Here is a 23,315-nt window from a genome sequence, read left to right as displayed (position 1 = left end):
GAAGTAAGCACCACCCTCCCCTCCTTGTGGGAGCGGTGGTTCCACCGCGATTGAAGAGCAAGAGCAATCGCGGTCGAACGATCGCTCCCACAAAGCGCAGGGGGATAACTCGCGCCGGGGCGGATAGCGTCCGGGCGTCGTCCACACCCAACACATCTCCTGACAAAACGCACCGCCATACCCTTTCCCCTTGCCCATGGCTAGGCCCACAGCGCCACCCCGGTTGCCTGCTGGCCAGACTGATTGGTCACATTGGTCAATGTGACTGCACCCACCCGCTTCATAATCGAATGCAATCGAAAAAAACAACGAGGCTACTTCTCATGGCAAAAGATGCAGTAGGTTACGCGCTCACCGCGCTTAACCGTCTGGCCAGTTCCGACGTACTGGACAAGCTGGGCATGCGCAAGAGTGTCGAGCGCCTGGCATACACGCTTACCAAAGGCGGCTTTCAGGTAATCACCACCACCGCTCGTACCTTCAAGTCCAGCAAGCCCGGCAGCAAGCCGGAGCGCCTGAACGCCCCCGGCCACACCAAAGACCTGTTTGACCTCGGTATCACCGACGAGCAGCAGATGATCCGCGACAGCGTTCAGGGCTTTGCCTCCGACGTGCTGCGCGAGCAAGCGGAACAGGCCGATGCGGCCCAGAAAACCAGTGATGAAGTGCTGGCCCAGGCCCAGGAACTGGGGCTGAATTTCTTTGCCGTGCCGGAATCTCTGGGGGGGGCCGCCAGTGAGCGCTCCACTGTCACCTCCATGCTGATCGCCGAAGATCTGGCCCACGGGGACATGGGGCAGGCCGTCGCCATTCTGGCTCCAATGAGCGTCGCCAATGCCCTGACCCAATGGGGAAGCGCCCTGCAACAGGACAAATACCTGAGCACCTTCGCGGAAGAAAACCCGCCCAAGGCCACCATCGCCGTGTGCGAACCGCGCCCACTGTTCGACCCCATGGCGCTGCAGACCCGCGCCCGCAAGGACGGCGACAGCTACGTGCTCAACGGAGAGAAATCCCTGGTTCCGCTTGCTGCTGAAGCCGAACTGTTTCTAGTCGCGGCCCAGGCCGAAGACGGCCCCGCCGTGTTCATCATCGAGGGTGGCAGCGAAGGCCTTACCGTGGGCGACGACCCCGCCATGGGTATTCGCGCCAGTGCCCAACGTCCACTGACACTGGATAACGTCCGGGTGGCGGCGGAAAACCGTCTGGGCAATGGCGATTTTGATTATCGCGCCTTTGTAGACCTGGGCACCCTTGCCTGGTGTTCGCTGGCCATTGGTACCTGCCAGTCAGTGCTGGACTATGTTGGGCCCTACTGTAATGAGCGCACAGCGTTCGGTGAGCCCATCAGCCACCGCCAGGCCGTAGCCTTTATGATCGCCGACATGGCCATCGAACTGGATGCCATGCGCATGCTGACCTACCGCGCCGTTTGCCGCGCGGAACAGGGTAAGTCGTTCCAGCGGGAAGCCCACCTGGCGCGCACCCTGGTAAAGGACAAGGCCATGAAGATCGGCACCGACGGCGTACAGCTGCTCGGAGGCCATGGCTTTACCCATGAGTACCCGGTTGAACGCTGGTATCGGGATCTGCGTGCCATCGGTGTCGCCTTTGGCGGCCTGCACCTGTAAGGAGGGTTCATCACATGAATATCGAGATTCCCAAGAAGTTCAAACCCCTGATCAACAACGCCTATCAGGTGGCGCAAAGCACCCTCCGCCCGCTGTCCCGCAAGTACGACCGTGGCGAGCACGAGTACCCGAAAGAGCTGGACATGCTGGCATCGGTGCTGGATGGCTTCAACGAGGGTGACCCGGCCAATTCAGCCGGTGCCGCCACTACCGGTAGCGGCAAGGTTCAGGACGACGGCAGCGTCAAGAATGGTTCCAATATGGGCGTCTGCCTGGGCGCCATGGAAATGTGCTACGGCGATACCGGCTTCCTGCTCGCCATGCCCCGCCAGGGCCTGGGTAACGCGGCCATTGCCGCCGTGGCCAATGACGAACAACTCGAACGGTTCAAGGGCAAGTGGGCCGCCATGGCCATTACCGAGCCCAGCTGTGGTTCTGACTCTGCAGCCATCCGCACCACCGCCAAAAAGGATGGTGATCACTACGTTCTCAATGGGGAAAAGATTTACGTCACCTCCGGTCAACGCGCAGATTGCGTGGTGGTATGGGCCAGCCTGGATCCTAAGCTGGGTCGTGCCGCTATCAAGTCCTTCGTGGTGGACTGGGGCACACCCGGCATGGAACTGGCACGGCTGGAAAAGAAACTGGGCATCCGCGCCTCAGATACCGCCGCGATCAACTTTATCGACTGCCGGGTGCCGGCAGAGAACCTCCTCGGCAGCCCGGAAATCGATACCAAGAAAGGGTTTGCCGGGGTAATGGAAACCTTCGACAACACCCGCCCGCTGGTCGCGGCCATGGCGATTGGTTGCGCCAAGGCCTCTCTGGAGCGCATCAAGGAACTGCTGAAAGATCACATGCAGTACGATTTCAGCAAACCGGTAGACAACTGCTCGGCCATCGAGGCGGAAATCTACAAGATGGAAGCGGAGTGGGAAGCCGCCTACTGGCTGGCTGTGAAAGCCGCCTGGATGGCCGACAACAAGAAGGCCAACACCCTGGAAGCCTCGATCTCCAAAGCCAAGGCCGGCCGGGTAGGTAATGCCATCACCCTGCGGTGTGTGGAACTGGCAGGCAGCCTGGGCTACACCGAAGACGAACTGCTGGAGAAATGGGCCCGCGATTCGAAGATTCTGGACATCTTCGAAGGCACCCAGCAAATCCAGCAACTGGTCATCGCCCGTCGGGTACTGGGGTTGAGTTCGAAAGAGCTGAAGTAACCCTGCCCCGGTTTAAAAAACGCCGCCTTGTGCGGCGTTTTTTATGGCTGGCAATCTTGATCCCGCAGCTTATCGCCATGCCTGCACGGCGATTCCCGAAGCTACAACCAGACCGCATCCCAATACGGGTAATCCCCCAGCCGACTGACCAAGCCCGTGCGCAACGGGTTGGCAATCACATAGCGTGCTGTAGGCAGAAGGTCTTCATCCCGACGCAGGGCTCGCTCATGGAACCCCCGCTGCCACAGCGATAACCCCGCCAGGCGTGAGCTCTTGCCCTTGAACATCCGCACCGTTTGCGACAACGAAGCATTCCCCTTGAGCGTCAACATCCAGTGACAATGATCTGGCATGATCACAAAGCACCAGGTATGGCTTGCGCCCATCGAATCCATCTCATGCATGACGCTGCAGGCTCGTTTCGCGATGCCATGATCGTGGAAAAAGGCATGGTGCTGGCGGGTCGTCATCGTGATCAGGTATGGCTGGCCAGCCGGGGAATAGCACCCGGCAGGACGCCGTGATCGATGGTGTGTATTGTCCATCCGCCAAGAATGGGGCGGCAGATCGGGCCGGGGAATCAGCCATTAGATAGAAATGCTGTGGGTGCAAACAGTCCCTTGATGTAAGCCGGCCACCCGTGCAAGGCAGAGTGATTGCCTATTGGGGTGGAGCATGATCGCGCCCCCCTTGAACGTCGCATCGCCATATCGGCAAGCTCCTGGCCCATTCCACCACCGTTGCTCTCGTCGCTCGGACGAATCGCCCCTGTCTGCGGAACAAAAAAAGCCCGCCAAAAGGCGGGCAGCTGTCACTTGCGTCGAGGAAATCGTGGCCGGGGTGAACCCCGGCCTTATTATTTTAGAACTTGTGTTCCATACCGATACCGAAGATGGTCTCTTCTTCGTCAGCCAGATCGAAGTCGAGCTGGGTACCGTAAGCGTAGACTTTGCTGGCTTTGGCCAGTTTGTAGTCCGCACCCAGGCTGATCTGGGTAACTTCTTCGTCAGATACGTCACCGTCGGTCATGCCGTACTGGGCTTTCAGCTTGACGCGATCAATCTTGAACGCGGCGCTGACGATGGCAGAGGTTTCTTCGCCATCCGCTTCGGTTTCTTCAGCCATCTGGTACAGGAAACCCAGTTCCAGGTTGCCCGGCTTCAGACCGACCACGGCGCGAGTGATGTCGATGGTAGCGCTGCCGCCAGTCTCGTCAGATACCAGCTCGTCTTCCATGTCGGCGTCGTGAGAAACCGCACCGTAGAACATGTCTTTTTCAGCGACCAGAGACACGGAGATGGTGTCAGCCAGGCCAGTTTCGCCTTCGCCGTCGCCGTCCAGATCATCACCCTCAGCAGGGATGAAGGCAGCGTTCAGGGTCAGCATGTCAGCCAGTTTCGGAGTGCTGTACTGGATGATGTTGGATGCACGGTTTTCACCGGACAGTACGTTCTTGATATCACCGCCGATATCGTTGAACTGGTCGATCTTGCCCTGGGCTTTCTTGGTGGGGGTGTCGAACTTACCCGCCATCAGAGTACCGAAGCCGCCTTTCAGACCACCAAAGATGTTACGCTGGGTGAAGGTTTGACCGCTCTTGTCACCGTCGTCAACGCTGATTTCGAACTCAGCCTGGTAGATGGCTTTCAGGCCAGCTACGTCCAGATCGAAATCACCTTTAACACCCAGGCGGGAAGCGTTGCTGTTCAGTTCCCACTGATCTTCGCTCGGGTTAACACCATCGTCGAATTCAGTGTTCTCGAGGGATACGTTGACTTTACCGTAAACGGTCGGACCGTCAGCCAGTACAACGCCCGGCATGGCAACGGCAGCCCCAACAGCGATCGCAAGCAAATTCTTCTTCATTCCAACACTCCTTCAATCAGGCAATATGTAATAAGCAGGGACCAGCCAATGCTGATGCCCTGTTTTTAAGCATCGCTTTCTGCTTGGGAGGGCAGTATGGGGAGAGGTAGTGACGGAAAAGTTGCTCTTATGTGAAGTTTTTATTTCACCGGGAACTTTGCGGGGCTAGGCAGGGTTTTGCATGAGGAAACGGGCTTTCGCACGCGGGAGGATTTCCCCTTCCCTGTCATCGAAGCCACTGCAGGCGCGGAGGTTCCGCCGCGAAAGCCCAACCAGCACAACCCCACCGGCACCGCAATGCATCGCTATGCACGCCAGCTTCCTATAGAGAAGAACGGAGAAACCGTCGTCCCTCCCTGGCGGGCCCTCAAGTGCGGCGTTTGGCCTGCTGCCAGGCCGCTTCCAGTGCCGCCGGGTCGAGGGTATCGAGGGGGGAAGGCTGGTCCTGTTCCATTTGTCGAAAGCGCGTCTCAAATTTGGCGGTGGCCTTGCGAAGGGCCTGCTCCGGGTCAATCTTCAGGTGCCGCGACAGATTGACGAGGGTAAAAATGACATCGCCCAGTTCATCCTCGATGTCCGCCTGATGACCGTTGTGCAACGCCTCATCCAACTCGGCCAGCTCCAGGTTCACCTGCTCACGCACAGGATCCGCCTCTGGCCAGTCGAAGCCGACTCTGGCGGCCTTCTTCTGTACTTTCGAGGCCCGCTGCAAGGCCGGCAAACCTGCCGGGACCCCGTCGAGGGCACTCTGGTGGGTTTTCCCCTTGCGCGCCCTCTCCTGCTGCTTGATCTGTTCCCAGTTGACCTTGACCGCCTGCTCGTCGGCGGCGTCTGACTCGCCAAACACATGGGGATGCCGGCGAACCATCTTGTCGCACAGCACCTGCACCACCTCAGTGAAGTCAAACAGCCCCTGCTCCCGCGCGATCTGGGAGTGAAATACCACCTGCAGCAACAGATCCCCCAACTCTTCCTTCAACTCCGGGTAATCGCGCTGGGCAATGGCCTCGGCCACTTCGAAGGCCTCTTCAATGGTGTACGGGGCGATGGAATCAAAGTCCTGCTTGATATCCCACGGGCAGCCGGTTTCCGGGTCGCGCAGGCGGGCCATGATGGCGAGGAGCTGGGTGATTGGGGAGTCAGACATAACAGTGAACAGTTGACAGTGAATAGTGAACAGCGGCGCGATCACACACCGTTCATTCTTCATGGCTTTACGCCGCGCCCATGGCCTGAGCGCGGCCCGCGTGCTTCAAATACCGGTAACGCCAGCTCGCGAACGGTTAACTATTCACTGTTAACTGTTCACTACTTTTTGTAGCGCCGAACCTCCAATACCCCTTTCAGCTGGTCCATTTTGGCCAGTACCTTGCCCAGGTTGCCGAGGGTGGCGATTTCCAGGGTGAGGAGCATGGTGGCGGTATTGTCGTCCTGGTGGGACTGGGTGTGCACGGCGGTGACGTTGACCTTTTCATTGGACAACACGGCAATCACGTCGCGCAGCAAGCCTTGACGGTCCCAGGCGCGCAGGAAGATGTCCACCGGGTAGGTGATGCGGTCTGCCTCGCCCCAGGTCACTTCGATGACCCGGTTGGGATCATCGCTCTGCATGGCCAGCAGCTTCTCGCAGTCGGCCCGGTGCACGGTGACCCCACGGCCCAGCGTAATGAAGCCCATCACCGGCTCACCGGGCACCGGCTGACAACAGCCGGCCATGTGAGTCATCAGATTCCCCACGCCCTGAATGGTGACATCACCGGTCAGGGACGCCTTGGGTTTGGCGGGCACAAAGTCCAGTTCCTGCTGGTTGCTGTCCGGCTGCAGGGACTGCACCTGATTGACCACATGCCCCGGGCGCAGGTCCCCTGCCCCCAATGCGGCCAGCACATCGTCGCCGCCTTTCAGGTTAAGGTGCGGCGCCAGGGTATCAAGGTCGACCTTGTCGAGGGCCAGCCGTGACATCTCTTTCTCGAGCATGGCGCGGCCCTGGGCAATATGCACATCGCGGTCCTGACGCTTGAACCACTGCTGGATACGGGCCCGCGCGGAAGACGTAGCCACATACCCCAGTGACGGGGTCAGCCAGTCGCGGCTGGGGCCGCCTTCCTTGGTGGTCAGGATCGAGACCTGCTCACCGGTATTGAGTGTGTAGTTGAGCGGCACAATCTGGCCGTTCACCTTGGCACCCCGGCAGCGGTGCCCAACTTCGGTATGAATGTGGTAAGCAAAATCCACTGGCGTGGCGCCGGATTCCAGATCCACCACATGGCCATCCGGGGTGAATACATACACCCGCTCGCTCACCAGCCCATGGCGCAGCTCGTCCACCATGGTGTCCGGGCTGTCCTCGCCCAGCTCTTCGTGCCATTCCAACACCTGCCGCAACCAGGCAATGCGCTGTTCGTAATCGCTGACACCGCCCTTGCCCTTCTTGGCCCCTTCCTTGTACCGCCAGTGGGCGCACACCCCCAGTTCAGCTTCCTCGTGCATGTCGAAGGTACGAATCTGCACCTCCAGCATTTTGCGCTCGGGGCCTACCACCGCGGTATGCAGGCTCTGGTAGCCGTTGCTCTTGGGGCTGGCGATGTAGTCGTCGAATTCCTTGGGGACATGCTTCCACAGGGAGTGGACAATCCCGAGCGCGGCGTAACAGTCACGCACTTCTGGCACCAGGATACGAACCGCGCGGACATCATAGACTTCACCGAAGTCCAGATGCTTCTTCTGCATTTTCCGCCAGATGCTGTAGATGTGCTTGGCCCGGCCGTGCACCTCGGCACCGGTGATACCGTTCTTGTCCAGGTAACCGCGCAGCTGTTCCAGCACATCCCGGATGTACTCTTCACGGGCCAGGCGCTTCTCGTCCAGCAGTTTGGCAATCTTCTTGTAGGCACCGGGCTGCAGGTAGCGGAACGACAGGTCTTCCAGCTCCCACTTGAGCTGGCCGACCCCGAGGCGATGCGCCAGTGGGGCGTAGATATCAAAGATTTCCTGGGCCACCTTGCGCTGGCGGTCCGGCTCGGCTTCCTTGACCGCGCGAATGATGACCGTCCGTTCGGACAGCTTCACCAGGGCAACCCGGACGTCGTCGACCATGGCCACCAGCATCTTGCGCATGTTGTCCAGCTGGCCGTCCTGCTGGCCCAGCACCGCCTTGCGAGTAGGGTTCAGGTTGGTGCTGATTGCCGCCATGCGCAGCACGCCCTCGATCAGACGCGCCAGTTCTGAGCCGAATTCTTTTTCCACTTCGACCAGGGAAATCTGCCCTTCCCTGACCGAGCGATACAGCACCGCCGCAGGCAGCACATCGGTATCGGCGCCAAGATCCACCAGTACCTCGGCCATCTCCAGACCGATGATCAGGCAGCCCTTGCCATAAGGCCATTTGCGCCCGGCCGCCTCGCCGGCCAGCTGGCACTGCTCTGCCCGCTCACAGGCCTGCTCCAGCATCTCGCGGTTGCGCAGCGGCACGCGGGATTCGAGCTGGGCGACCCAGTCACGCCAGTGACCGAGTTCCCCTTCTGTTGGCTGTCGACGAACCGTTACCATGGGCTTTCCTTCATTATCACCGGCCGCTGCCGCGCCTTCTCGTTACCCTTCAGGCAAGGCGCCAGCGGCTGGCCAAGCTATTTCTTTTCAAACACCGCGATAGATTCCACATGGGTGGTGTGCGGGAACATATCCATCACCCCAGCCGATTTGAGACGGTAACCCAACGCCGTGAGTTCCCCGGCATCCCGGGCCAGCGTGGCCGGGTTGCAGGAGACATAAACGATTTTCTTTGCACCAAACCGGGGCATCAGCTTCACCATTTCCAGGGCCCCGGTGCGGGGTGGGTCGATCAGGATACGATCATACTCCTTTGCGGCCCACGCTTGCCCGTAGACATCCTGACTCAGGTCCCAGGCATGAAACTCCAGGTTTTCCAGGCCGTTACGGGCGGCATTCTCATAGCCGCGCTTGACCATGGCCTGGCTGACCTCGACCCCGACCACCTTCGCCGCGCGCCTGGCTGCAGGGATGGTGAAGTTCCCCAGCCCGCAGAACAGGTCCAGCACGGTGTGATGCGGCTCGATATCCAGCAAATCCAGTGCCAGAGGCACCATCTTGCGATTGATTTCCGCATTCACCTGGGTGAAATCCGTGGGGTGGAAGGCCAATTCCACGTCCGCGGAGGGGTGCCGGTAGTACAGCCGCTCTTCGTTTTCAGCCCCGGTGAGCGCAGGCCAGATGCGGTGCACGGTGCTTTCGTTGCCCGGCTGCAGGTACAGATGCCAGCCCAGTGGCTGACAAAAATCCAGCAGCGCCTGTTGGTCTGCCTCAGGAAGTGGGTCCAGATGGCGAATAATCAATGCAACGATGTCATCGCCGGCAGCCAGCTCGATTTGCGGGATACGGCTGCGGCTTTGCAGGCCATGCATGAGCCCCCGCAGATCATTCAACCGGTGACCCACCTGGGGCACCAGCACTTCGCAGGTGCGCAGCTGGGCAATGAAGCTGTTGCGCTTTTCGCGAAAGCCCACCAGGGTTTCATCCTTGGCTTCCACATACTTCACGCCCATGCGGGCTTTGCTGCGGTAGCCGGTGATCGGCCCGGCCAGAGGCGCCAGCCATTCTTTCGGGGCTAACCCGCCGAAATGTTCCAGTTGCTCGCGCAGCACGGCTTCCTTTCGCGCGATCTGCACCTCGGGATTCATGTGCTGCAGGCTACAACCGCCACACAGAGTGCTGTGCTCACAGGGCGGGGTAACCCGGTCCGCCGAGGGTGTAACAATCTCGACGGCCTTGCCCTCGTCGAATTTACTGCGCATGTAGGTGAACTTGAACATCACCTCTTCGCCGGGCAGGGCATTGTCGATAAAGGTGGTCTTGCCTTCACGGCGGGCGATACCCCGGCCATCGTGGCTGAGGGATTCAATGCTGGCGGGTTCCGGGGTTTCCGGAAGCGGCTTGCGTTTACGGGCCATGGTTTCTCAATCAGTGGTATTCAAGAATTCCAGGACGTCATCGACGACGCCCTGCAGAATGTCGAATGGGTTTTGCGGTTAACTGCCTTTTTGCCAGGCTTCCAGGAAAGACAGGAAGTGCGGCTGTCCTTCCTCTTTCAGGTAGTCCTGCAGCAGGCTCAGCTCCTGCTCATAGCCGGTGGGATCCAGATCGCCACGCATCAGCTGGAAACGCAGGTACACCAGCCAGGTGTTGAGTACATCGGTTTCGCAGTAATCGCGAATACCCTTGATGTCACCATCCTGGAAGGCATCAAACACTTTGGCGCCACTCATGCCCATCTTGCCGGGAAAACCCAGCAGAGTGGCGATCTGGTCCAACGGGGCATTGGCGCGGCCATTGTACATGGCCAGCACATCCATCAGGTCCAGATGACGCTGGTGGTAACGGCTCAGATAGTTGTTCCACTTGAAGCTGGAATCCTCGTTACCGGTATCCCAGTAACGGCGGGCTTGGACGCCATGCTTGAGGGCACGGTAATGCAGCACCGGCAGGTCGAATCCGCCACCATTCCAGCTCACCAGGTTCGGCGTAAAGCGTTCGATGCCATCGTAGAAGCGCTCGATCAGCTCTTTCTCGGTGCTGTCCTCGTCGCCCAATGACCAGACCTTGACCCCTTGGGTCGAACGCAGCACAACCGAAATGGCCACAATGCGGTGCAGATGCAGACGCAGGAATTCGGTGCCGTTTTCCTGACGGCGCAGGTTCAACAAGGCGCTGGCAGTGTCCTTGTCGTTGAGGCCATCCAGATCGTAGATCTTGCGACCACCGTCCAGATCCGGAATGGTTTCAATATCAAAAACCAGTACGTTCATCCCTGCACTCCCTTGTCCTGAAAGACCCCAGTGGAAAGGTAGCGGTCGCCGCGATCACAAATGATCGCCACAATCACCGCGTTTTCCAGTTTTTCACTCAGGCGCAGGGCACCGGCCACCGCACCGCCAGACGACACCCCACAGCTGATGCCCTCTTCCCGGGCCAGACGGCGCATGGTCTGCTCCGCCAGCGCCTGATCCATATCCATGACCTGATCCACCCGCCGGTCATCATAGATGGACGGCAGGTACGCTTTGGGCCAACGGCGAATGCCGGGAATGGCCGAGCCCTCGGTGGGCTGCAGGCCAACAATCTGGATCGCCGGGTTCTGCTCTTTCAGATACATGCTGCAACCCATGATGGTACCGGTGGTGCCCATGGAACTGACAAAGTGGGTGATCTTGCCGCCGGTATCGCGCCAGATTTCCGGGCCGGTGCTCACGTAGTGGGCCAGCGGATTGTCCGGGTTCGCGAACTGATCCAGCACCCGCCCTTCGCCGCGGGCCTGCATGGCCTGAGCCAGATCCCGGGCGCCTTCCATGCCCTCTTCCTGACTCACTGAAATCAGCTCGGCGCCGTAGGCTGCCATGGCATCACGGCGCTCCTGGCTCTGGTTGGCGGGCATGATCAGTTTCATGCGGTAGCCCCGCATGGCCGCCGCCATGGCCAGGGCAATGCCGGTATTGCCGCTGGTGGCTTCGATCAGGGTATCCCCGGGTTTGATCTCACCGCGCTCTTCCGCCTTGAGGATCATGTTCAGGGCCGGGCGGTCCTTTACGGAGCCCGCCGGGTTGTTCCCTTCCAGCTTCACCAACAGGGTATTGGAGGTCTCGCCCGGCATGCGCTGCAGGCGAACCAGGGGCGTATTGCCCACGGTCTGTTCGATGGTTTTATGGTTCATGGCGCGCATTGTACCCGAAAGCACCCTCCGGGCGAGACGGGTTGCCGCCCCCTATTGATTCAAATGGCCGAGGAACCGGCTCAGCGCCTTGATGTAATCCTCAAACGCTTCGAATTGCGGCACATGACCAATCCCTTCCAGCTCAACGAGGGTCGCATCGGGTATCTGTTGTGCCGCCTGGTCGCCTAACTCCCCGTACTGGCCCAACGCCCCTTGCAAGGCTTGTGGGGCACGGTTGCGGCCCAGTGCCGTGCGGTCGCGGGTGCCGATGATCAACAAGGTCGGAACGGCAAGTCGGTCGAACTCATGCACCACCGGCTGGCTGTAGATCATGTCGTAGGCCAGTGCCGAGTTCCACGCAATCAGCGGGTAATCCGGGCCCCGAATCCAGCCCTGCTGCAATTCGAGCAACGGGTCATAGGCGGCTTTCCATTGGCCATCAAAATAGCTCGCCGTCATGTACGCCTTCACTTTTTCAGGGGTCTTGCCCAGCTCTCCCTTGTACCAGGCATCCACCGACTGCCAGGGCACCTGCTTTTGCTGCCAGTCTTCCAGACCAATGGGATTGACCAGCGTCAGTGAAGCGGTACGCTCCGGGAACATCAGCGCAAAGCGGGTGGCCAGCATGCCTCCCATGGAGTGCCCAACGACACTGACCGTTTCTACCTTCAAGGCGTCCAGCAAGCGACGGGTCTGGTCGGCCAGGGTATGGAAGGAATACTGGAACGCCTGGGGTTTGGAGGATTTACCGAACCCGATCTGGTCGGGCACGACCACCCGGTAGCCTTGTGCCGACAGGGCCGCGATGGTGTCGTCCCAATAGGCGCCAGAGAAGTTCTTGCCGTGCAGTAGCAATACCGCCTGGCCGTTGGCCTTGGCCGGTTTGATATCCATGTAGGCCATCTGCAACGACTGCTGCTGTTCGCTTAACGCCAGAGTGTGCACGGGGTACGGGTAGTCATATTGGCGTAAACGGGCGTCCAGAGACGGGGCGGCGGCCTGAACCCACCCGACCATCATCAACCCAACCCACAGAACAACAGCTTGCTTGCCGTATCGCATGATAATTTCCCAATGGCATGGTGATTAAAGGGTCTGAGCCTCACAACACATGGAAGTTCCACCCCTGATGGCTAGCGCGGTAACGGCAAACAGACCTTGACCGCCAGCCCACCCGGATCACTGTCTTGCAGAGCCAGAGTGCCTTGATAGGCCACGGCCAGATCATGAGCAATAGCCAACCCCAAGCCATACCCCTGTTGCCGCTCATCCAGACGTTCGCCCCGATGTAACACGGTGTCCCTGCGTGCCGGGGGGATACCCGGTCCATCATCCTCAACAACGGCAACACACATCACCTCGTCGAGCTCGAAGCGCACTGCAATGCGCGAATCGGCCCACTTAAAGGCGTTATCCAGCAAGTTACCGAACAGCTCCAGCATGTCTTCACGTTCAAACGGCAAGGTCGCCCCGTTGAGCCCGCGGATTTCGAAGGCCAGTTGCCGGTCATGGGCACGTTCAAGCGTCATTATCACCAGCGGCAGGTCCTCTTCCGGGCTGAACCGATTGGCCGCCGTGGCCCCGGCCGCAACCCGCGCCCGGCTGAGCGCGCGCCGCACCTGTCCTTCCATTTGCGATACCTGATCGTGCATCAACTGATGCAAGTCCGGGTCGTTAAGTCGCAAATCCGGGTTGCAGCGGTTCTTGAGTACTGCCAGTGGCGTTTTCAAGGCATGGCCCAAATCCCCCATGGCATGGCGGGAACGTTGCAGCTGCTGTTCGGTGTGTTGTTGCAGGCGATTGATTTCTTCCACCAGCGGCTGCAGTTCCCGGACCACATTGCCCGTCAGTACCGAGCGCTTACCCTGGCGTAGCTGTTCGATTTCGGCGCGGGCCCGACGCAGTGGGGACAACCCTCGACGCAGCAGCCATTGCTGCACCAGCGCCAGCAAGGCCAGAATCAACGGCCACGACACCAACATGGCTGCACGGGCGCGCTGATAGGCCTGACGCACAGGCGAGTAATCCTGGGCAACCGACACGGTGACCGATTGCCCGCGCACTTGATACTGCTCCTGATAGCCAAGCAACAATTGTTCTGCCGGCCCTTCCAGCAAGCCACTGGCGACACCCGGTGCCACCGGGGGCGCCAGCGGTGCATCCCACAGGGAACGGGATCGCCAACGGGCTTGCGAGGTTTCGACAATAAAGTAACGGCCCGAATAAGGCCGTCGATAAGCGGGATGCAATCGCTCATTTCGCAGAGTCAGCGCGCCATCCAATCCCGGTTCCAATGCTGCAAGCACGCCCGCGGCATCGGTGCGCAGTTGCTCCACAAGCTGCCCACGCTGTTCCTGCTCCAGCCACCACAGGGCTGCCTGGCTGATCAGCAATCCGGCCACCAGCAAGCTGACAAACAAACTGATTGCCAGTCGCCGCCCCATGGAAGAGGTCACGATAACTGGCCTGTGTAGACATAGCCCTGGCCACGGCGGGTTTCGATCACCGCCTTGCCGAGTTTGCGGCGCAGGCGATTTACATGCACTTCAAGCACATTGGAATCCCGGTCGCTTTCGTTGTCGTAAAGGTGAGAGGCCAACTGCCCTTTAGAGAGCAGCCTGCCCGGGTTGTGCATGAAATAACGGAGCATCCGGAACTCGGCACCGGTAAGGGCGATTTCCTCTTCTGCGTGCCACACCGTCTGGCGGCTTTCATCCAGCTTCAGCATTCCCGCGCTCAGCCGCTCGTCATTGGCATTACCATGACTGCGCCGCAACAGAGCCTGAATACGCAGTAATAATTCATCCGGGTGGAAGGGCTTGGTCAGGTAATCATCCGCCCCCTGGCGTAACCCCTCGATACGCTCAGACCAACTGTCCCGTGCAGTGAGAATCAAGACCGGAATCGACAGCCCTTCCTGTCGCCACTGTTTCAGGACCTGCAGGCCATCCATGCCCGGGAGGCCGAGGTCCAGCACCACCAGATCAAAAGGATCATCATGGACCCGCACCAGCGCATCACGGCCGTCCGCAAGCCAGTCAACGGCATAACCATGCTCTTTTAACAGCGGGACCAGTTGATCGGCCAGCGCAATACTGTCTTCCACCAACAGGATGCGCATCAGTCATCTATCTCATCATCGAGGATACGGCCATCACGAGCGTCCACTTCCAGTTCACGTACCACACGCTCACGCGTCAGCAATTCAATCTCGTAGATCAGACGGCCATCGTCGCGCTCCAGTTCCACTTCCAGCAAACGGAAATCCGGGTAACGGGTATCCAGCGTTTTGAGCAGGGTATTCAGCGACATGATGTCGCCCTGCTCCCGAAGCCTCAGAGCCTCATCATGGCTGACATCATCTGCGACCAGACTTAACGGACACAATAACAGCAGGGTGACCAGTGCCACCCTGCTGTCAACATGCATAGATAACGCTGTCTTAATCGCGCTCTTCACTGAGCAGCTCACCACTGGTTGCATCGATATCCAGATCCCATTCCTGACCTTGCGCGTCACGCAGCTCCACCTGATAGATGTAACGGCCGTATTCATGCTCAAGGTCCGTGTCGGTGATTGTCGCCTCGGGGTGCTTGTCGGTTGCCACCTTGTCCAGTTTGTCCAGCGACTGGATGGTGCCGTCTTTGATCAAAGACTGTACCTGATTGTAGGGCACGTCATCAGCCAAAGCGGCGCTGCTGGCGGCCACGCCCATCAGGGTGGCGATCATTAGTTTGGCGGTGGTGTTCATGGCGTATCTCCTTTGGGTTGAACACATGTCTGTTGAACACAGGAGAGACTGTAGAAGCCCAAGCTGAACTCAGCCTTAACGCAAGCTGACTGCCAGCTTAAGGCATAGCAGGAGAAAGAGCGCTTTGCGGGCATAAAAAAACGGGCCCCGAGGGGCCCGTTTTCCTTGGCGACATTACGTCACCCAGCGCTCGGCAGATACGCCGAAGCGATTACTTCTCGAGGATCGCGACCACACCCTGACCACCCGCAGCACACACGGAGATCAGTGCACGACCAGAGCCTTTCTCGTTCAGCAGCTTGGCAGCGTTGGCAATGATACGGCCGCCAGTCGCCGCAAACGGGTGACCGGCCGCCAAAGAGGAGCCTTTCACGTTCAGCTTGCTGCGGTCGATGCTACCCAGAACCTCTTTGCGGCCCAGCGTTTCCTTACAGAACTTCTCGTCTTCCCACATTTTCAGGGTAGACAACACCTGGGAGGCAAACGCTTCATGGATTTCGTAGAAATCGAAATCCTGAAGGGTGATACCCGCCTTGTCGAGCATGCTCGGCACGCCATACGCCGGTGCCATCAGCAGGCCTTCTTTCTTGCCGATGAAGTCAACAGCAGCGGCTTCACCCAGGGTCAGGTAAGCCAGCACGGGCAAACCACGCTCCTTTGCCCACTCTTCGGTGGCCAGCAGCACCACAGAGGCACCGTCGGTCAGCGGGGTGGAGTTGGCCGGGGTCATGGTGCCATCCGGGCCACCAAAGCACGGCTTCAGGGTGGCCAGTTTTTCCAGGGTGGAGTCACCCCGCATGTTGTTGTCGCGTTCCAGACCCTTGAACGGGGAAATCAGGTCATCCTGCCAGCCATCTTCATAGGACTTGGCCAGATTCTGATGGGATTTCCATGCCAGCTCGTCCTGCGCTTCACGGGGGATAGCCCACTCTTTCGCAGTAATCGCCTGGTGCTCGCCCATGGACAGGCCAGTGCGCGGCTCACCATTTTTGGGGATGTCGGGCATCAGGGATTTCGGGTTCAGCAGTTTCAGACCCAGCTTGGCGCGCTCACCATTGGTCTTGGCACGGTTCAGGGCCATGAATACCTTGCGGGCATCTTCGTTCACACCCAGCGGCGCATCGGAAGTAGTGTCCACACCGCCAGCGATGGCGCAATCGATCTGACCCAGTGCGATCTTGTTGGCAACCAGGATGGCCGCTTCCAGACCAGTACCACAGGCTTGCTGAAGGTCATAAGCCGGGGTTTCCGGGGCCAGCTTGGAACCCAGTACGGATTCGCGCACCAGATTAAAGTCACGGGCGTGCTTCATCACAGCGCCGGCCGCCACTTCGTCAATCTTCTGGCCGTGCAGCTTGAAACGGTCTACCAGGCCATCGATAGCAGCAGTCAGCATTTCCTGGTTGCTGGTGTCGATGTAAGCAGAGTTGGAACGGGCAAACGGGATACGGTTACCGCCAATAATGGCAACCTTGCGTACGGCTTTACCTGCCAGCATAACAATGTCCTCTAACAGAATCAGGCAGTCATCTCAGGATGACGTCTGTGGTCAGCGCGACCACGGTATTCACTACTCAGGGCGCAGTCTACCCGCACCGGTCAATGCCTCATTGGCTCAAACGACTGTTTGAACATGGGTGCCGGTCAATACACCCGCAACATTGCAGTGATTCAATACGCGCCAGTGTGCGACAGGGCCGGTTTGACTGCCCTACGAAAGAAGTCTGATTTTGCGCTGTCTTCTTTCGGCACCTCTTTAAACCCGTTCTGGTTGGCATAAGGTTAACCGGACACATTCATCTCTGATGGCAAAGGACAGGATCATGAGCGATACCTATCAGGCGATTGCCAATTCCCCCATGGGCAAGGCGCTGTTTGGCGCAATCAACCTCCCCATTCCGGTCATTCTCGATCGTTGGCAGCCGGGCCAGGCCTCCTTCATCAAGGGCCGTGTACTGGTAGGTGCCGCCAACGGTTCTACCGCTGTCGACAGCATTCTCGGCACCCTGAAAGGGGCACCGGAAGCCAAGGTTTCCGTGTTGGCCAACAACGGCAATGCTTCCGAGCTGCAAAAGAAAGCCGGCAAGCTGGGCGTTGATGCAGACAACTACACTGCCAACCGCGATGACGATGCCAAGTTCAAAGGTCTGGTCTTTGATGCCACCGGTATTCAAAACCCGGACGAGCTGAAAGCCCTGTGGGAGTTCTTCCACCCGGTGATCCGCAAGCTGGAAAAGTGTGCCCGAGTTGTGGTCGTTGGCCGCACCCCGGAAACCCAGACCGGCACCGCCCGCGTGGCCCAACGTGCTCTGGAAGGTTTCACCCGCTCTGTGGGCAAGGAAATCAAGAAAGGCGCAACCGCACAGCTGGTCTATGTGAATGAAGGTGCCGAGGCGCAACTGGCCTCTCCGCTGCACTTCTTCCTGTCGCCCAAATCCGCTTACGTCTCTGCCCAGGTAGTACGTGTTTCTGAAGCTGGTTTCGACGCCAAAAAATTCGATTGGAACAAGCCTCTGGCCGGCAAGAAAGCCCTGGTTACTGGCGGCTCTCGCGGTATTGGTGCTGCCATCGCCGAAGTGCTGGCCCGTGACGGCGCGACCGTAACCGTGCTGGACATCCCGCCCATGGCCGACGACCTGAACAAGGTTGCCGAGCAGATTGGTGGTGACACTCTGGAGCTGGACATCACTGCAGCCGAAGCACCCGAAGCCATCGCAGCCAAGGGCAAAGCGGTCGGCGGTTTCGATGTCATCGTTCACAACGCCGGCGTCACCCGCGACAAGATGCTGGGCAACATGCCGGAGAAATTCTGGGACATGGTGCTGGACATCAACATCGCCAGCCAGCTGCGCATCAATGAAAAGCTGTTGGCCGATGGCGGCATCAGCGAAGGCGGCAGCATCATTTCCATCAGCTCCATCGCCGGTATTGCGGGCAACCTGGGTCAGACCAACTACGGCGCCTCCAAAGCGGCTGTGATTGGCATGATCGATGCCTACAAAGATGAGTACGCCGAGAAAGGCATCACCATCAATGCCGTGGCTCCGGGCTTCATTGAAACCCAGATGACCGCTGCCATCCCCTTCACCATTCGTGAAGCGGGCCGTCGCATGAACGCCATGAACCAGGGCGGTCAGCCGGTGGATGTTGCCGAAACCATCGCCTTCTTTGCCAGCCCGGCCTCTCAGGGCCTGACCGGCAACGTTGTGCGAGTGTGTGGCCAGATGCTGCTGGGTGCGTAACCGCCTCTCACGGCAGGCTTCAGACCGCAGCGCGGTTTGAAGCCTTTGCTACTCGATCGACAGAAAAGCCGCGCCGCAAGGTGCGGCTTTTTTGTGGGGCTGAGCCACACTTGCCTGCAAGTGATTATGCCGCCCTGCAGGCTCCCGGGCGGCAGGCAAGCTCGCAAGCTGTTCGTTTAGACTTCCCGAGCGGGGAATATCAGGCTGCCTCAGCGACTCTTTTTGCGGCTTTCTTCGCCTTCGCCCTGGCCGCTCCACCCGGCATATGCTCACGCACATCCCAGAAGAAATAGCGCTTGAGCACACTATTGGCTTCTTCATCATTCTGGCGCCAGCCGTACATCTTCGGTTTTTCCTTCTCAATAGCCAGCGTGCCAAAAATCAACCAGTCGTAAATCGCCAGGGTGGCTGTGACATTCTTGGCGGAGTTCGGTCCACGTGCATGATGATGGTGATGCTGGGTCGGGAAGGTAATCACATGCGCCAACGCCCACATGGTCTTACGCACCCAGGCCCACTTGTGATTGTGAAAGTACAAATCCCAGTTCCAGTTCACGTGCGTCTGGGCTGCCCACAGCCCCTTGAAGGCGGTCGCCACCAGAAAGACTTCCACCAGGCCCAGATACAGGCACACCAGCTGAAAAGTGTAGTTGGGCATGATGAACCACCAGGCCCAGCCATTCACAAACGTCTGGGTAACGGACAACTGCCCCTTGTTATCCTGGCCACCGGCCAGATGGTGCGGGCGATGGCTCATCTTGTAGAACGCCTGGACCCACTGCAGCACCCTGTTCTTTGGGCGGCGGCTGTGGGCAAACAGGTGAAATGAGCCGTGCAGAAACTCCTCAATACAAAAAAAGGCGATCAACGTCGGCACGAAATAGTCGGCCTCCAGCCAGGCCAGAGAACCGGCACTGCCCGGAAACAGGCGGGTCAGCCCGAGGGTAATAAGCAACAGCACCAACGGGCGCTGAATTGCGACCATCATGAAGGTGGCAAGAAACGCCACTTTCCAGTCCTGGCGGGTTTTACGCCCATCGCGGGTACGGCCGGCAAAAACTTCCCAAATTGCAGTGAGGATAATGAAAGTGGTGACCGACAAGGTCAGTATCTGGTCCATTGTTATTCTCCAGTGTGGGTTGTGCGCCACACCAAACCTAGACAAGGTGTATTTATTTTCCTAATCGATATTTGATATAAATAATATCCATGAAGCTGAATTTACGCGGAATCGACCTTAATCTGCTGCCGGTCTTCGATGCCATCATGGAAGCTGGCCAGCTATCGCGGGCCGCAGATGCCCTTGGCATGAGCCAGCCAGCCATCAGTGCGGCCCTGCAGCGGCTACGCCACTGCCTGGCGGACGAACTTTTTGTGCGAACCCGTCAAGGAATGGAGCCCACCCCACGCGCACGCGAATTGCATGAACAACTGGCGCCACAGCTTGCCGCCCTGCGCGACACGCTGGATCCGGGAAACCGGTTCGACCCCGCCAGCAGCGATCGGCATTTCCGGCTGGTTAGCGTGGACTATTTCGAAATGGTCATGCTGCCGCCATTACTGGCACAGGTACGCAAGCAGGCTCCGGGGGTCGTCGTCGAGGTGATAACCGCCACCGATGCGATGTCTGAGGATCTCCAAAAGGTCCGCTCGGATCTGGCCATCGATGCCTTTATTCCGGAAGACCCCCGCCTGAACAGGATGGTGTTGCTGGAGGAAGAACTGGTCGTGGTCGCGCGGGCCGGGCACCCCTGCCTGCGGGGGCATTGCAGCAAAGAGCAGTTCCTCAGCGAAGAGCATGTCGTGCTACCGGATCGCAACCGCCGACTGCCTCTGGACCAGATTCTGGACACCCCCGGGTGGCAACGCCGCACCGGAGCCAGAGTAACCCAATTTGCCGGCATGCTTGCCACCGTTGCTGGCACCGATATGATCGCCACCGTGCCCCGGCGACTGGCACTGCATTATGCCCACGCCATGCAACTGCAGGTGCTGGCTTTCCCGGTCCCGCTGCCCCCCGTCCCAATCTACCTGCTCTGGTCACCCGCCCTGGATAAAGACCCCGCGCACCGCTGGTTACGGGAACAGCTAGTCTCCACTGCCGCCGTGCTGTGAACCCCTGGCTTGAATCCGGGTCTTACCATCACCATCTTTTGAATACTGACACTGGACAGGAAAGCCCATGAGCTTTGGTCGACTTTTTTTCTTTATCTTTGGTTTTGCCCTTCTGGAAGTGGTGGTGCTGGCCCAGGTCGCCGGCCTGATAGGCTGGCCAGTGACCATTGTGGCCACGGTGGTCACCGCCCTGCTGGGTAGCTATCTGTTTCGCCGCCAGGGACTGGAGACCTGGGTTCGGCTGAACCAGAAGATGCAGCAAGGCGAAATGCCCGGCCAGGAAATGGTCGAAGGCATCATGTTGTTGCTCGGCGGTGCGTTGCTCATTACTCCCGGATTCATCACCGACGCGGTTGGTTTTGCCCTTTTGCTGCCCGCCTCACGGGGCATCATGGCCCGCCGAATTCTGGCGAAAGGAACCCTTCAGGGATTCACTGCCCGGGGTCAGGCAGGCTTTACCTACGCCACCTATACGCGCCAGACGCAGCAACCGTTTCAGCCTACCCCGGGAGCAAACGACAGCCACGTCATCATCGATGGGGAATCGCAGCGTACTGACTAGATGGCCGCCCGGTTCTTCACGAAATTTCGCGGTTCCCCCAAACACGAAGCCCCGCAATGCGGGGCTTCGTGGTATTCGGCGGGACGCGTGTAGCAAATTACAGCTTGGCTGCAACCTCTGCCCCCTGACGTATAGCCCGCTTGGCGTCCAACTCTGCGGCCAGTTCGGCACCGCCGATCAGATGAAAGTGGTCTTTACCGTCCTGATAGAGCTCTTTCAGGGATTCCTGGCCAGCGCAGAGAATGACGTGGTCTACATCGAGGACGCGGGTTTCTTCACCGATCTTGATGTGCAGGCCGGCGTCGTCGATTTTTTCGTAGCTGCACCCTGCCAGCATCTCTACGTTGCGGGATTTGAGGGTGGCGCGGTGTACCCAGCCGGATGTCTTGCCCAGGTCTTTACCCAGCGAGGTGGTTTTCCGTTGCAGCAGTGTGAGCTGGCGTACGGGTTTTTCCACGTCGGGTTCTACCAGGCCACCACGGCTGTCGCTGTCCATGTCCACGCCCCACTCTTTCATCCACTCGGGCAGCGGCTGCTCGCCTTCACGGGGGGCTTCGGCCAGGAATTCGCAGACATCAAAACCGATACCGCCAGCACCGATCACGGCCACTTTTTCGCCGACCTCGGCTTTGCCACGCAGCACATCCACGTAGGAAAGCACTTTGGGATGGTCGACGCCGGGGATGCCGGGCGTCCGCGGGGTCACACCGGTGGCGATGACGATTTCGTCAAAACCCTGCTTTTCCAGGTCGGCGATTTCCACGCGGGTGTTGAGCTGCAGGTTAACCCCGGTGCTCTCGATGCGTTTGGTGAAGTAACGAATGGTGTTGTGGAATTCTTCTTTGCCGGGAATCACCTTGGCCATATTGAACTGGCCACCAATCTCTGCTGACTGATCGAACAGAGTGACGTTGTGGCCACGTTCAGCAGCGACGGTCGCGCAGGACAACCCTGCAGGGCCAGCCCCCACCACCGCCACTTTTTTCGGGTCGGCGGTTTTCAGATACAGCAATTCGGTTTCATGACAGGCTCGCGGGTTCACCAGGCAGGAGGCCCGCTTCAGCGAAAAGGTGTGGTCCAGGCATGCCTGGTTACAGGCGATGCAGGTGTTGATCTCGTCGGCACGGCCTTCGGCCGCCTTGTTCACGAACTCGGCATCGGCCAGCAGCGGACGCGCCATGGACACCGCATCAGCATCGCCATCGACCAGAATAGCCTCTGCCAGATCCGGATCGTTGATGCGGTTGGAGGCAACTACCGGGATGGAGACAACATCTTTCACCTGACGGGTGGCTTTAACGAAAGCCGCACGGGGAACGGAGGTGACGATGGTCGGTACCCTCGCTTCGTGCCAGCCGATACCGGAATTCAGAATATTGGCGCCAGCGGCTTCCAGTTCACGGGCCAGATCCAGCACCTCTTCGTGGGTACAGCCTTCCGGCACCAGATCAATCACGGAGAGACGGAACATGATGATGAAATCGTCACCACAGCGCTTGCGGGCTTCGCGCACAATTTCCACCGGGAAACGGCGACGGTTTTCGGCGCTGCCACCGTACTTGTCGGTGCGTTTATTGGTGCGCGGGGCGGTGAACTGATTAATCAGGTACCCCTCAGAGCCCATGATTTCCACACCGTCATAACCGGCCTGCTTGGCCAGCCAGGCGGTATGGGCAAAATCCTTGACCGTCTGCTCCACTTCCTTGGTGGACATGGCCTTGGGTTTGAACGGGTTGATCGGGCTCTTGATGGCCGAGGCAGAACGAGAGAACGGGTGATAGCTATAACGGCCTGCATGAAGGATCTGCAGGGCAATCTTGCCGCCTTCCTGGTGCACGGCGTCGGTCACCTTGCGATGGTTGCGAATGTCCAGCCGGCTGTTAAATAACCCCGCAAAAGGATAGAACCAGCCTTTTTTATTCGGGTTAAAACCGCCGGTCACGATCAGGCCAACGCCCCCACGGGCACGCTCCGCGAAGTAGGCCGCCAACTTGGGGAATTGCCAGAAGCGGTCTTCCAGACCGGTATGCATGGACCCCATGATCACCCGGTTCTTGAGTTGGGTGTGCCCCAGATCGAGGGGGGCGAGCAGGTTCGGGTAGTGCTTGGCTGTCATGATGGCTCTCCGAAGCGCAACAACGATGGCTATTTTGTATCTGGACAGCGTCAAGTTAGGGCGTTATGTTGACGGTGTCAAGATAACA

At 59.1% G+C, this 23,315-nt stretch carries 20 protein-coding genes; 5 read left to right on the top strand and 15 right to left on the bottom strand.

Annotation, left to right across the window (positions count from 1 at the left end; genetic code table 11):
* Positions 1-323 precede the first annotated feature (323 nt).
* A complete protein-coding gene (locus D4A39_RS11815) occupies positions 324-1,631 on the top strand; it encodes an acyl-CoA dehydrogenase family protein (protein WP_022985076.1) in 1,308 nt (435 codons plus the stop codon).
* A gap of 14 nt (positions 1,632-1,645) precedes the next feature.
* Positions 1,646-2,851: an acyl-CoA dehydrogenase family protein gene (locus tag D4A39_RS11810; RefSeq protein WP_022985077.1), complete on the top strand. Its 1,206-nt coding sequence runs from the start codon at positions 1,646-1,648 to the stop codon at positions 2,849-2,851.
* 101 nt (positions 2,852-2,952) lie between these two features.
* On the opposite strand, the gene D4A39_RS11805 is transcribed toward D4A39_RS11810, so the two are convergent.
* From D4A39_RS11805 to D4A39_RS11745, 13 genes are all read right to left on the bottom strand, one after another.
* A complete protein-coding gene (locus tag D4A39_RS11805; protein WP_119918164.1) occupies positions 2,953-3,321 on the bottom strand; it encodes an REP-associated tyrosine transposase in 369 nt (122 codons plus the stop codon).
* 391 nt (positions 3,322-3,712) lie between these two features.
* A complete protein-coding gene (locus D4A39_RS11800) occupies positions 3,713-4,717 on the bottom strand; it encodes a porin (RefSeq protein WP_022985079.1) in 1,005 nt (334 codons plus the stop codon).
* A gap of 367 nt (positions 4,718-5,084) precedes the next feature.
* Positions 5,085-5,864, bottom strand: a complete 780-nt coding sequence (gene mazG, locus D4A39_RS11795; protein WP_031226312.1) for a nucleoside triphosphate pyrophosphohydrolase — start codon at positions 5,862-5,864, stop codon at positions 5,085-5,087.
* Positions 5,865-6,025: 161 nt separating this feature from the next.
* Positions 6,026-8,266, bottom strand: coding sequence for a GTP diphosphokinase (gene relA / locus D4A39_RS11790; RefSeq protein WP_022985081.1), 2,241 nt, complete (start codon positions 8,264-8,266; stop codon positions 6,026-6,028).
* Positions 8,267-8,343: 77 nt separating this feature from the next.
* Positions 8,344-9,684 carry a 23S rRNA (uracil(1939)-C(5))-methyltransferase RlmD gene (gene rlmD / locus D4A39_RS11785; RefSeq protein ID WP_022985082.1) on the bottom strand — a complete coding sequence of 447 codons (1,341 nt, stop codon included), beginning with the start codon at positions 9,682-9,684 and terminating at the stop codon, positions 8,344-8,346.
* A 78-nt stretch (positions 9,685-9,762) separates the two neighbouring features.
* Positions 9,763-10,539: a 3'-5' exonuclease gene (locus D4A39_RS11780; protein WP_022985083.1), complete on the bottom strand. Its 777-nt coding sequence runs from the start codon at positions 10,537-10,539 to the stop codon at positions 9,763-9,765.
* Positions 10,536-11,441 carry a cysteine synthase CysM gene (gene cysM, locus D4A39_RS11775; protein WP_031226314.1) on the bottom strand — a complete coding sequence of 302 codons (906 nt, stop codon included), beginning with the start codon at positions 11,439-11,441 and terminating at the stop codon, positions 10,536-10,538. The genes D4A39_RS11780 and cysM overlap by 4 nt, the downstream gene beginning before the upstream one ends.
* A 51-nt stretch (positions 11,442-11,492) precedes the next feature.
* The gene (locus D4A39_RS11770) at positions 11,493-12,503 is read right to left on the bottom strand and encodes an alpha/beta fold hydrolase (RefSeq protein ID WP_119918163.1); all 1,011 of its coding nucleotides are present in this window, start codon (positions 12,501-12,503) and stop codon (positions 11,493-11,495) included.
* A gap of 71 nt (positions 12,504-12,574) precedes the next feature.
* The gene (locus D4A39_RS11765; RefSeq protein ID WP_233552470.1) at positions 12,575-13,897 is read right to left on the bottom strand and encodes a sensor histidine kinase; all 1,323 of its coding nucleotides are present in this window, start codon (positions 13,895-13,897) and stop codon (positions 12,575-12,577) included.
* Complete coding sequence (locus tag D4A39_RS11760) at positions 13,894-14,562, bottom strand: response regulator transcription factor (protein WP_022985087.1); 669 nt, start codon at positions 14,560-14,562, stop codon at positions 13,894-13,896. Before D4A39_RS11760 ends, D4A39_RS11765 begins: the two co-directional genes overlap by 4 nt.
* Positions 14,562-14,870 carry a PepSY domain-containing protein gene (locus tag D4A39_RS11755; protein WP_119918162.1) on the bottom strand — a complete coding sequence of 103 codons (309 nt, stop codon included), beginning with the start codon at positions 14,868-14,870 and terminating at the stop codon, positions 14,562-14,564. Before D4A39_RS11755 ends, D4A39_RS11760 begins: the two co-directional genes overlap by 1 nt.
* A gap of 13 nt (positions 14,871-14,883) precedes the next feature.
* Complete coding sequence (locus D4A39_RS11750; RefSeq protein ID WP_119918161.1) at positions 14,884-15,192, bottom strand: PepSY domain-containing protein; 309 nt, start codon at positions 15,190-15,192, stop codon at positions 14,884-14,886.
* Between the two features lie 211 nt (positions 15,193-15,403).
* A complete protein-coding gene (locus tag D4A39_RS11745; protein WP_022986199.1) occupies positions 15,404-16,690 on the bottom strand; it encodes an acetyl-CoA C-acetyltransferase in 1,287 nt (428 codons plus the stop codon).
* A gap of 325 nt (positions 16,691-17,015) precedes the next feature.
* Here D4A39_RS11745 and D4A39_RS11740 point away from each other — a divergent pair, with 325 nt between their 5' ends.
* Positions 17,016-18,434: a 3-oxoacyl-ACP reductase gene (locus D4A39_RS11740; RefSeq protein ID WP_022986198.1), complete on the top strand. Its 1,419-nt coding sequence runs from the start codon at positions 17,016-17,018 to the stop codon at positions 18,432-18,434.
* 199 nt (positions 18,435-18,633) lie between these two features.
* Here the strand turns inward: D4A39_RS11740 and D4A39_RS11735 are convergent, their stop codons facing one another.
* Complete coding sequence (locus tag D4A39_RS11735; protein ID WP_119918159.1) at positions 18,634-19,554, bottom strand: sterol desaturase family protein; 921 nt, start codon at positions 19,552-19,554, stop codon at positions 18,634-18,636.
* A gap of 89 nt (positions 19,555-19,643) precedes the next feature.
* Between D4A39_RS11735 and D4A39_RS11730 the strand changes: the two genes are divergently transcribed.
* Positions 19,644-20,549, top strand: a complete 906-nt coding sequence (locus D4A39_RS11730; RefSeq protein WP_119918158.1) for a LysR substrate-binding domain-containing protein — start codon at positions 19,644-19,646, stop codon at positions 20,547-20,549.
* Positions 20,550-20,616: 67 nt separating this feature from the next.
* Positions 20,617-21,111: an FxsA family protein gene (locus D4A39_RS11725; RefSeq protein WP_022986195.1), complete on the top strand. Its 495-nt coding sequence runs from the start codon at positions 20,617-20,619 to the stop codon at positions 21,109-21,111.
* 97 nt (positions 21,112-21,208) lie between these two features.
* On the opposite strand, the gene D4A39_RS11720 is transcribed toward D4A39_RS11725, so the two are convergent.
* A complete protein-coding gene (locus D4A39_RS11720) occupies positions 21,209-23,227 on the bottom strand; it encodes an NADPH-dependent 2,4-dienoyl-CoA reductase (RefSeq protein WP_022986194.1) in 2,019 nt (672 codons plus the stop codon).
* Positions 23,228-23,315: the final 88 nt, after the last annotated feature.

It is taken from the genome of Alcanivorax profundi (genome assembly GCF_003597125.1).
In the GTDB taxonomy this organism is placed as follows: Bacteria; Pseudomonadota; Gammaproteobacteria; order Pseudomonadales; family Alcanivoracaceae; genus Alcanivorax; species Alcanivorax profundi.
The sequence above is the reverse complement of the archived record's forward strand: the minus strand, read 5'-3'. Positions and strand labels throughout refer to the sequence as shown.

Bases quoted from the DNA above. Each gene is read 5' to 3' on its own strand.
- D4A39_RS11730 (WP_119918158.1), top strand. From the start codon at position 19,644: ATGAAGCTGAATTTACGCGGAATCGACCTTAATCTGCTGCCGGTCTTC.
- D4A39_RS11800 (WP_022985079.1), bottom strand. From the start codon at position 4,717: ATGAAGAAGAATTTGCTTGCGATCGCTGTTGGGGCTGCCGTTGCCATG.
- D4A39_RS11740 (WP_022986198.1), top strand. From the start codon at position 17,016: ATGAGCGATACCTATCAGGCGATTGCCAATTCCCCCATGGGCAAGGCG.
- D4A39_RS11755 (WP_119918162.1), bottom strand. From the start codon at position 14,870: ATGCATGTTGACAGCAGGGTGGCACTGGTCACCCTGCTGTTATTGTGT.
- D4A39_RS11750 (WP_119918161.1), bottom strand. From the start codon at position 15,192: ATGAACACCACCGCCAAACTAATGATCGCCACCCTGATGGGCGTGGCC.
- D4A39_RS11810 (WP_022985077.1), top strand. From the start codon at position 1,646: ATGAATATCGAGATTCCCAAGAAGTTCAAACCCCTGATCAACAACGCC.
- D4A39_RS11760 (WP_022985087.1), bottom strand. From the start codon at position 14,562: ATGCGCATCCTGTTGGTGGAAGACAGTATTGCGCTGGCCGATCAACTG.
- cysM (WP_031226314.1), bottom strand. From the start codon at position 11,441: ATGAACCATAAAACCATCGAACAGACCGTGGGCAATACGCCCCTGGTT.
- D4A39_RS11780 (WP_022985083.1), bottom strand. From the start codon at position 10,539: ATGAACGTACTGGTTTTTGATATTGAAACCATTCCGGATCTGGACGGT.
- D4A39_RS11770 (WP_119918163.1), bottom strand. From the start codon at position 12,503: ATGCGATACGGCAAGCAAGCTGTTGTTCTGTGGGTTGGGTTGATGATG.
- D4A39_RS11815 (WP_022985076.1), top strand. From the start codon at position 324: ATGGCAAAAGATGCAGTAGGTTACGCGCTCACCGCGCTTAACCGTCTG.
- D4A39_RS11720 (WP_022986194.1), bottom strand. From the start codon at position 23,227: ATGACAGCCAAGCACTACCCGAACCTGCTCGCCCCCCTCGATCTGGGG.
- rlmD (WP_022985082.1), bottom strand. From the start codon at position 9,684: ATGGCCCGTAAACGCAAGCCGCTTCCGGAAACCCCGGAACCCGCCAGC.
- D4A39_RS11745 (WP_022986199.1), bottom strand. From the start codon at position 16,690: ATGCTGGCAGGTAAAGCCGTACGCAAGGTTGCCATTATTGGCGGTAAC.
- mazG (WP_031226312.1), bottom strand. From the start codon at position 5,864: ATGTCTGACTCCCCAATCACCCAGCTCCTCGCCATCATGGCCCGCCTG.
- D4A39_RS11735 (WP_119918159.1), bottom strand. From the start codon at position 19,554: ATGGACCAGATACTGACCTTGTCGGTCACCACTTTCATTATCCTCACT.
- relA (WP_022985081.1), bottom strand. From the start codon at position 8,266: ATGGTAACGGTTCGTCGACAGCCAACAGAAGGGGAACTCGGTCACTGG.
- D4A39_RS11805 (WP_119918164.1), bottom strand. From the start codon at position 3,321: ATGACGACCCGCCAGCACCATGCCTTTTTCCACGATCATGGCATCGCG.
- D4A39_RS11725 (WP_022986195.1), top strand. From the start codon at position 20,617: ATGAGCTTTGGTCGACTTTTTTTCTTTATCTTTGGTTTTGCCCTTCTG.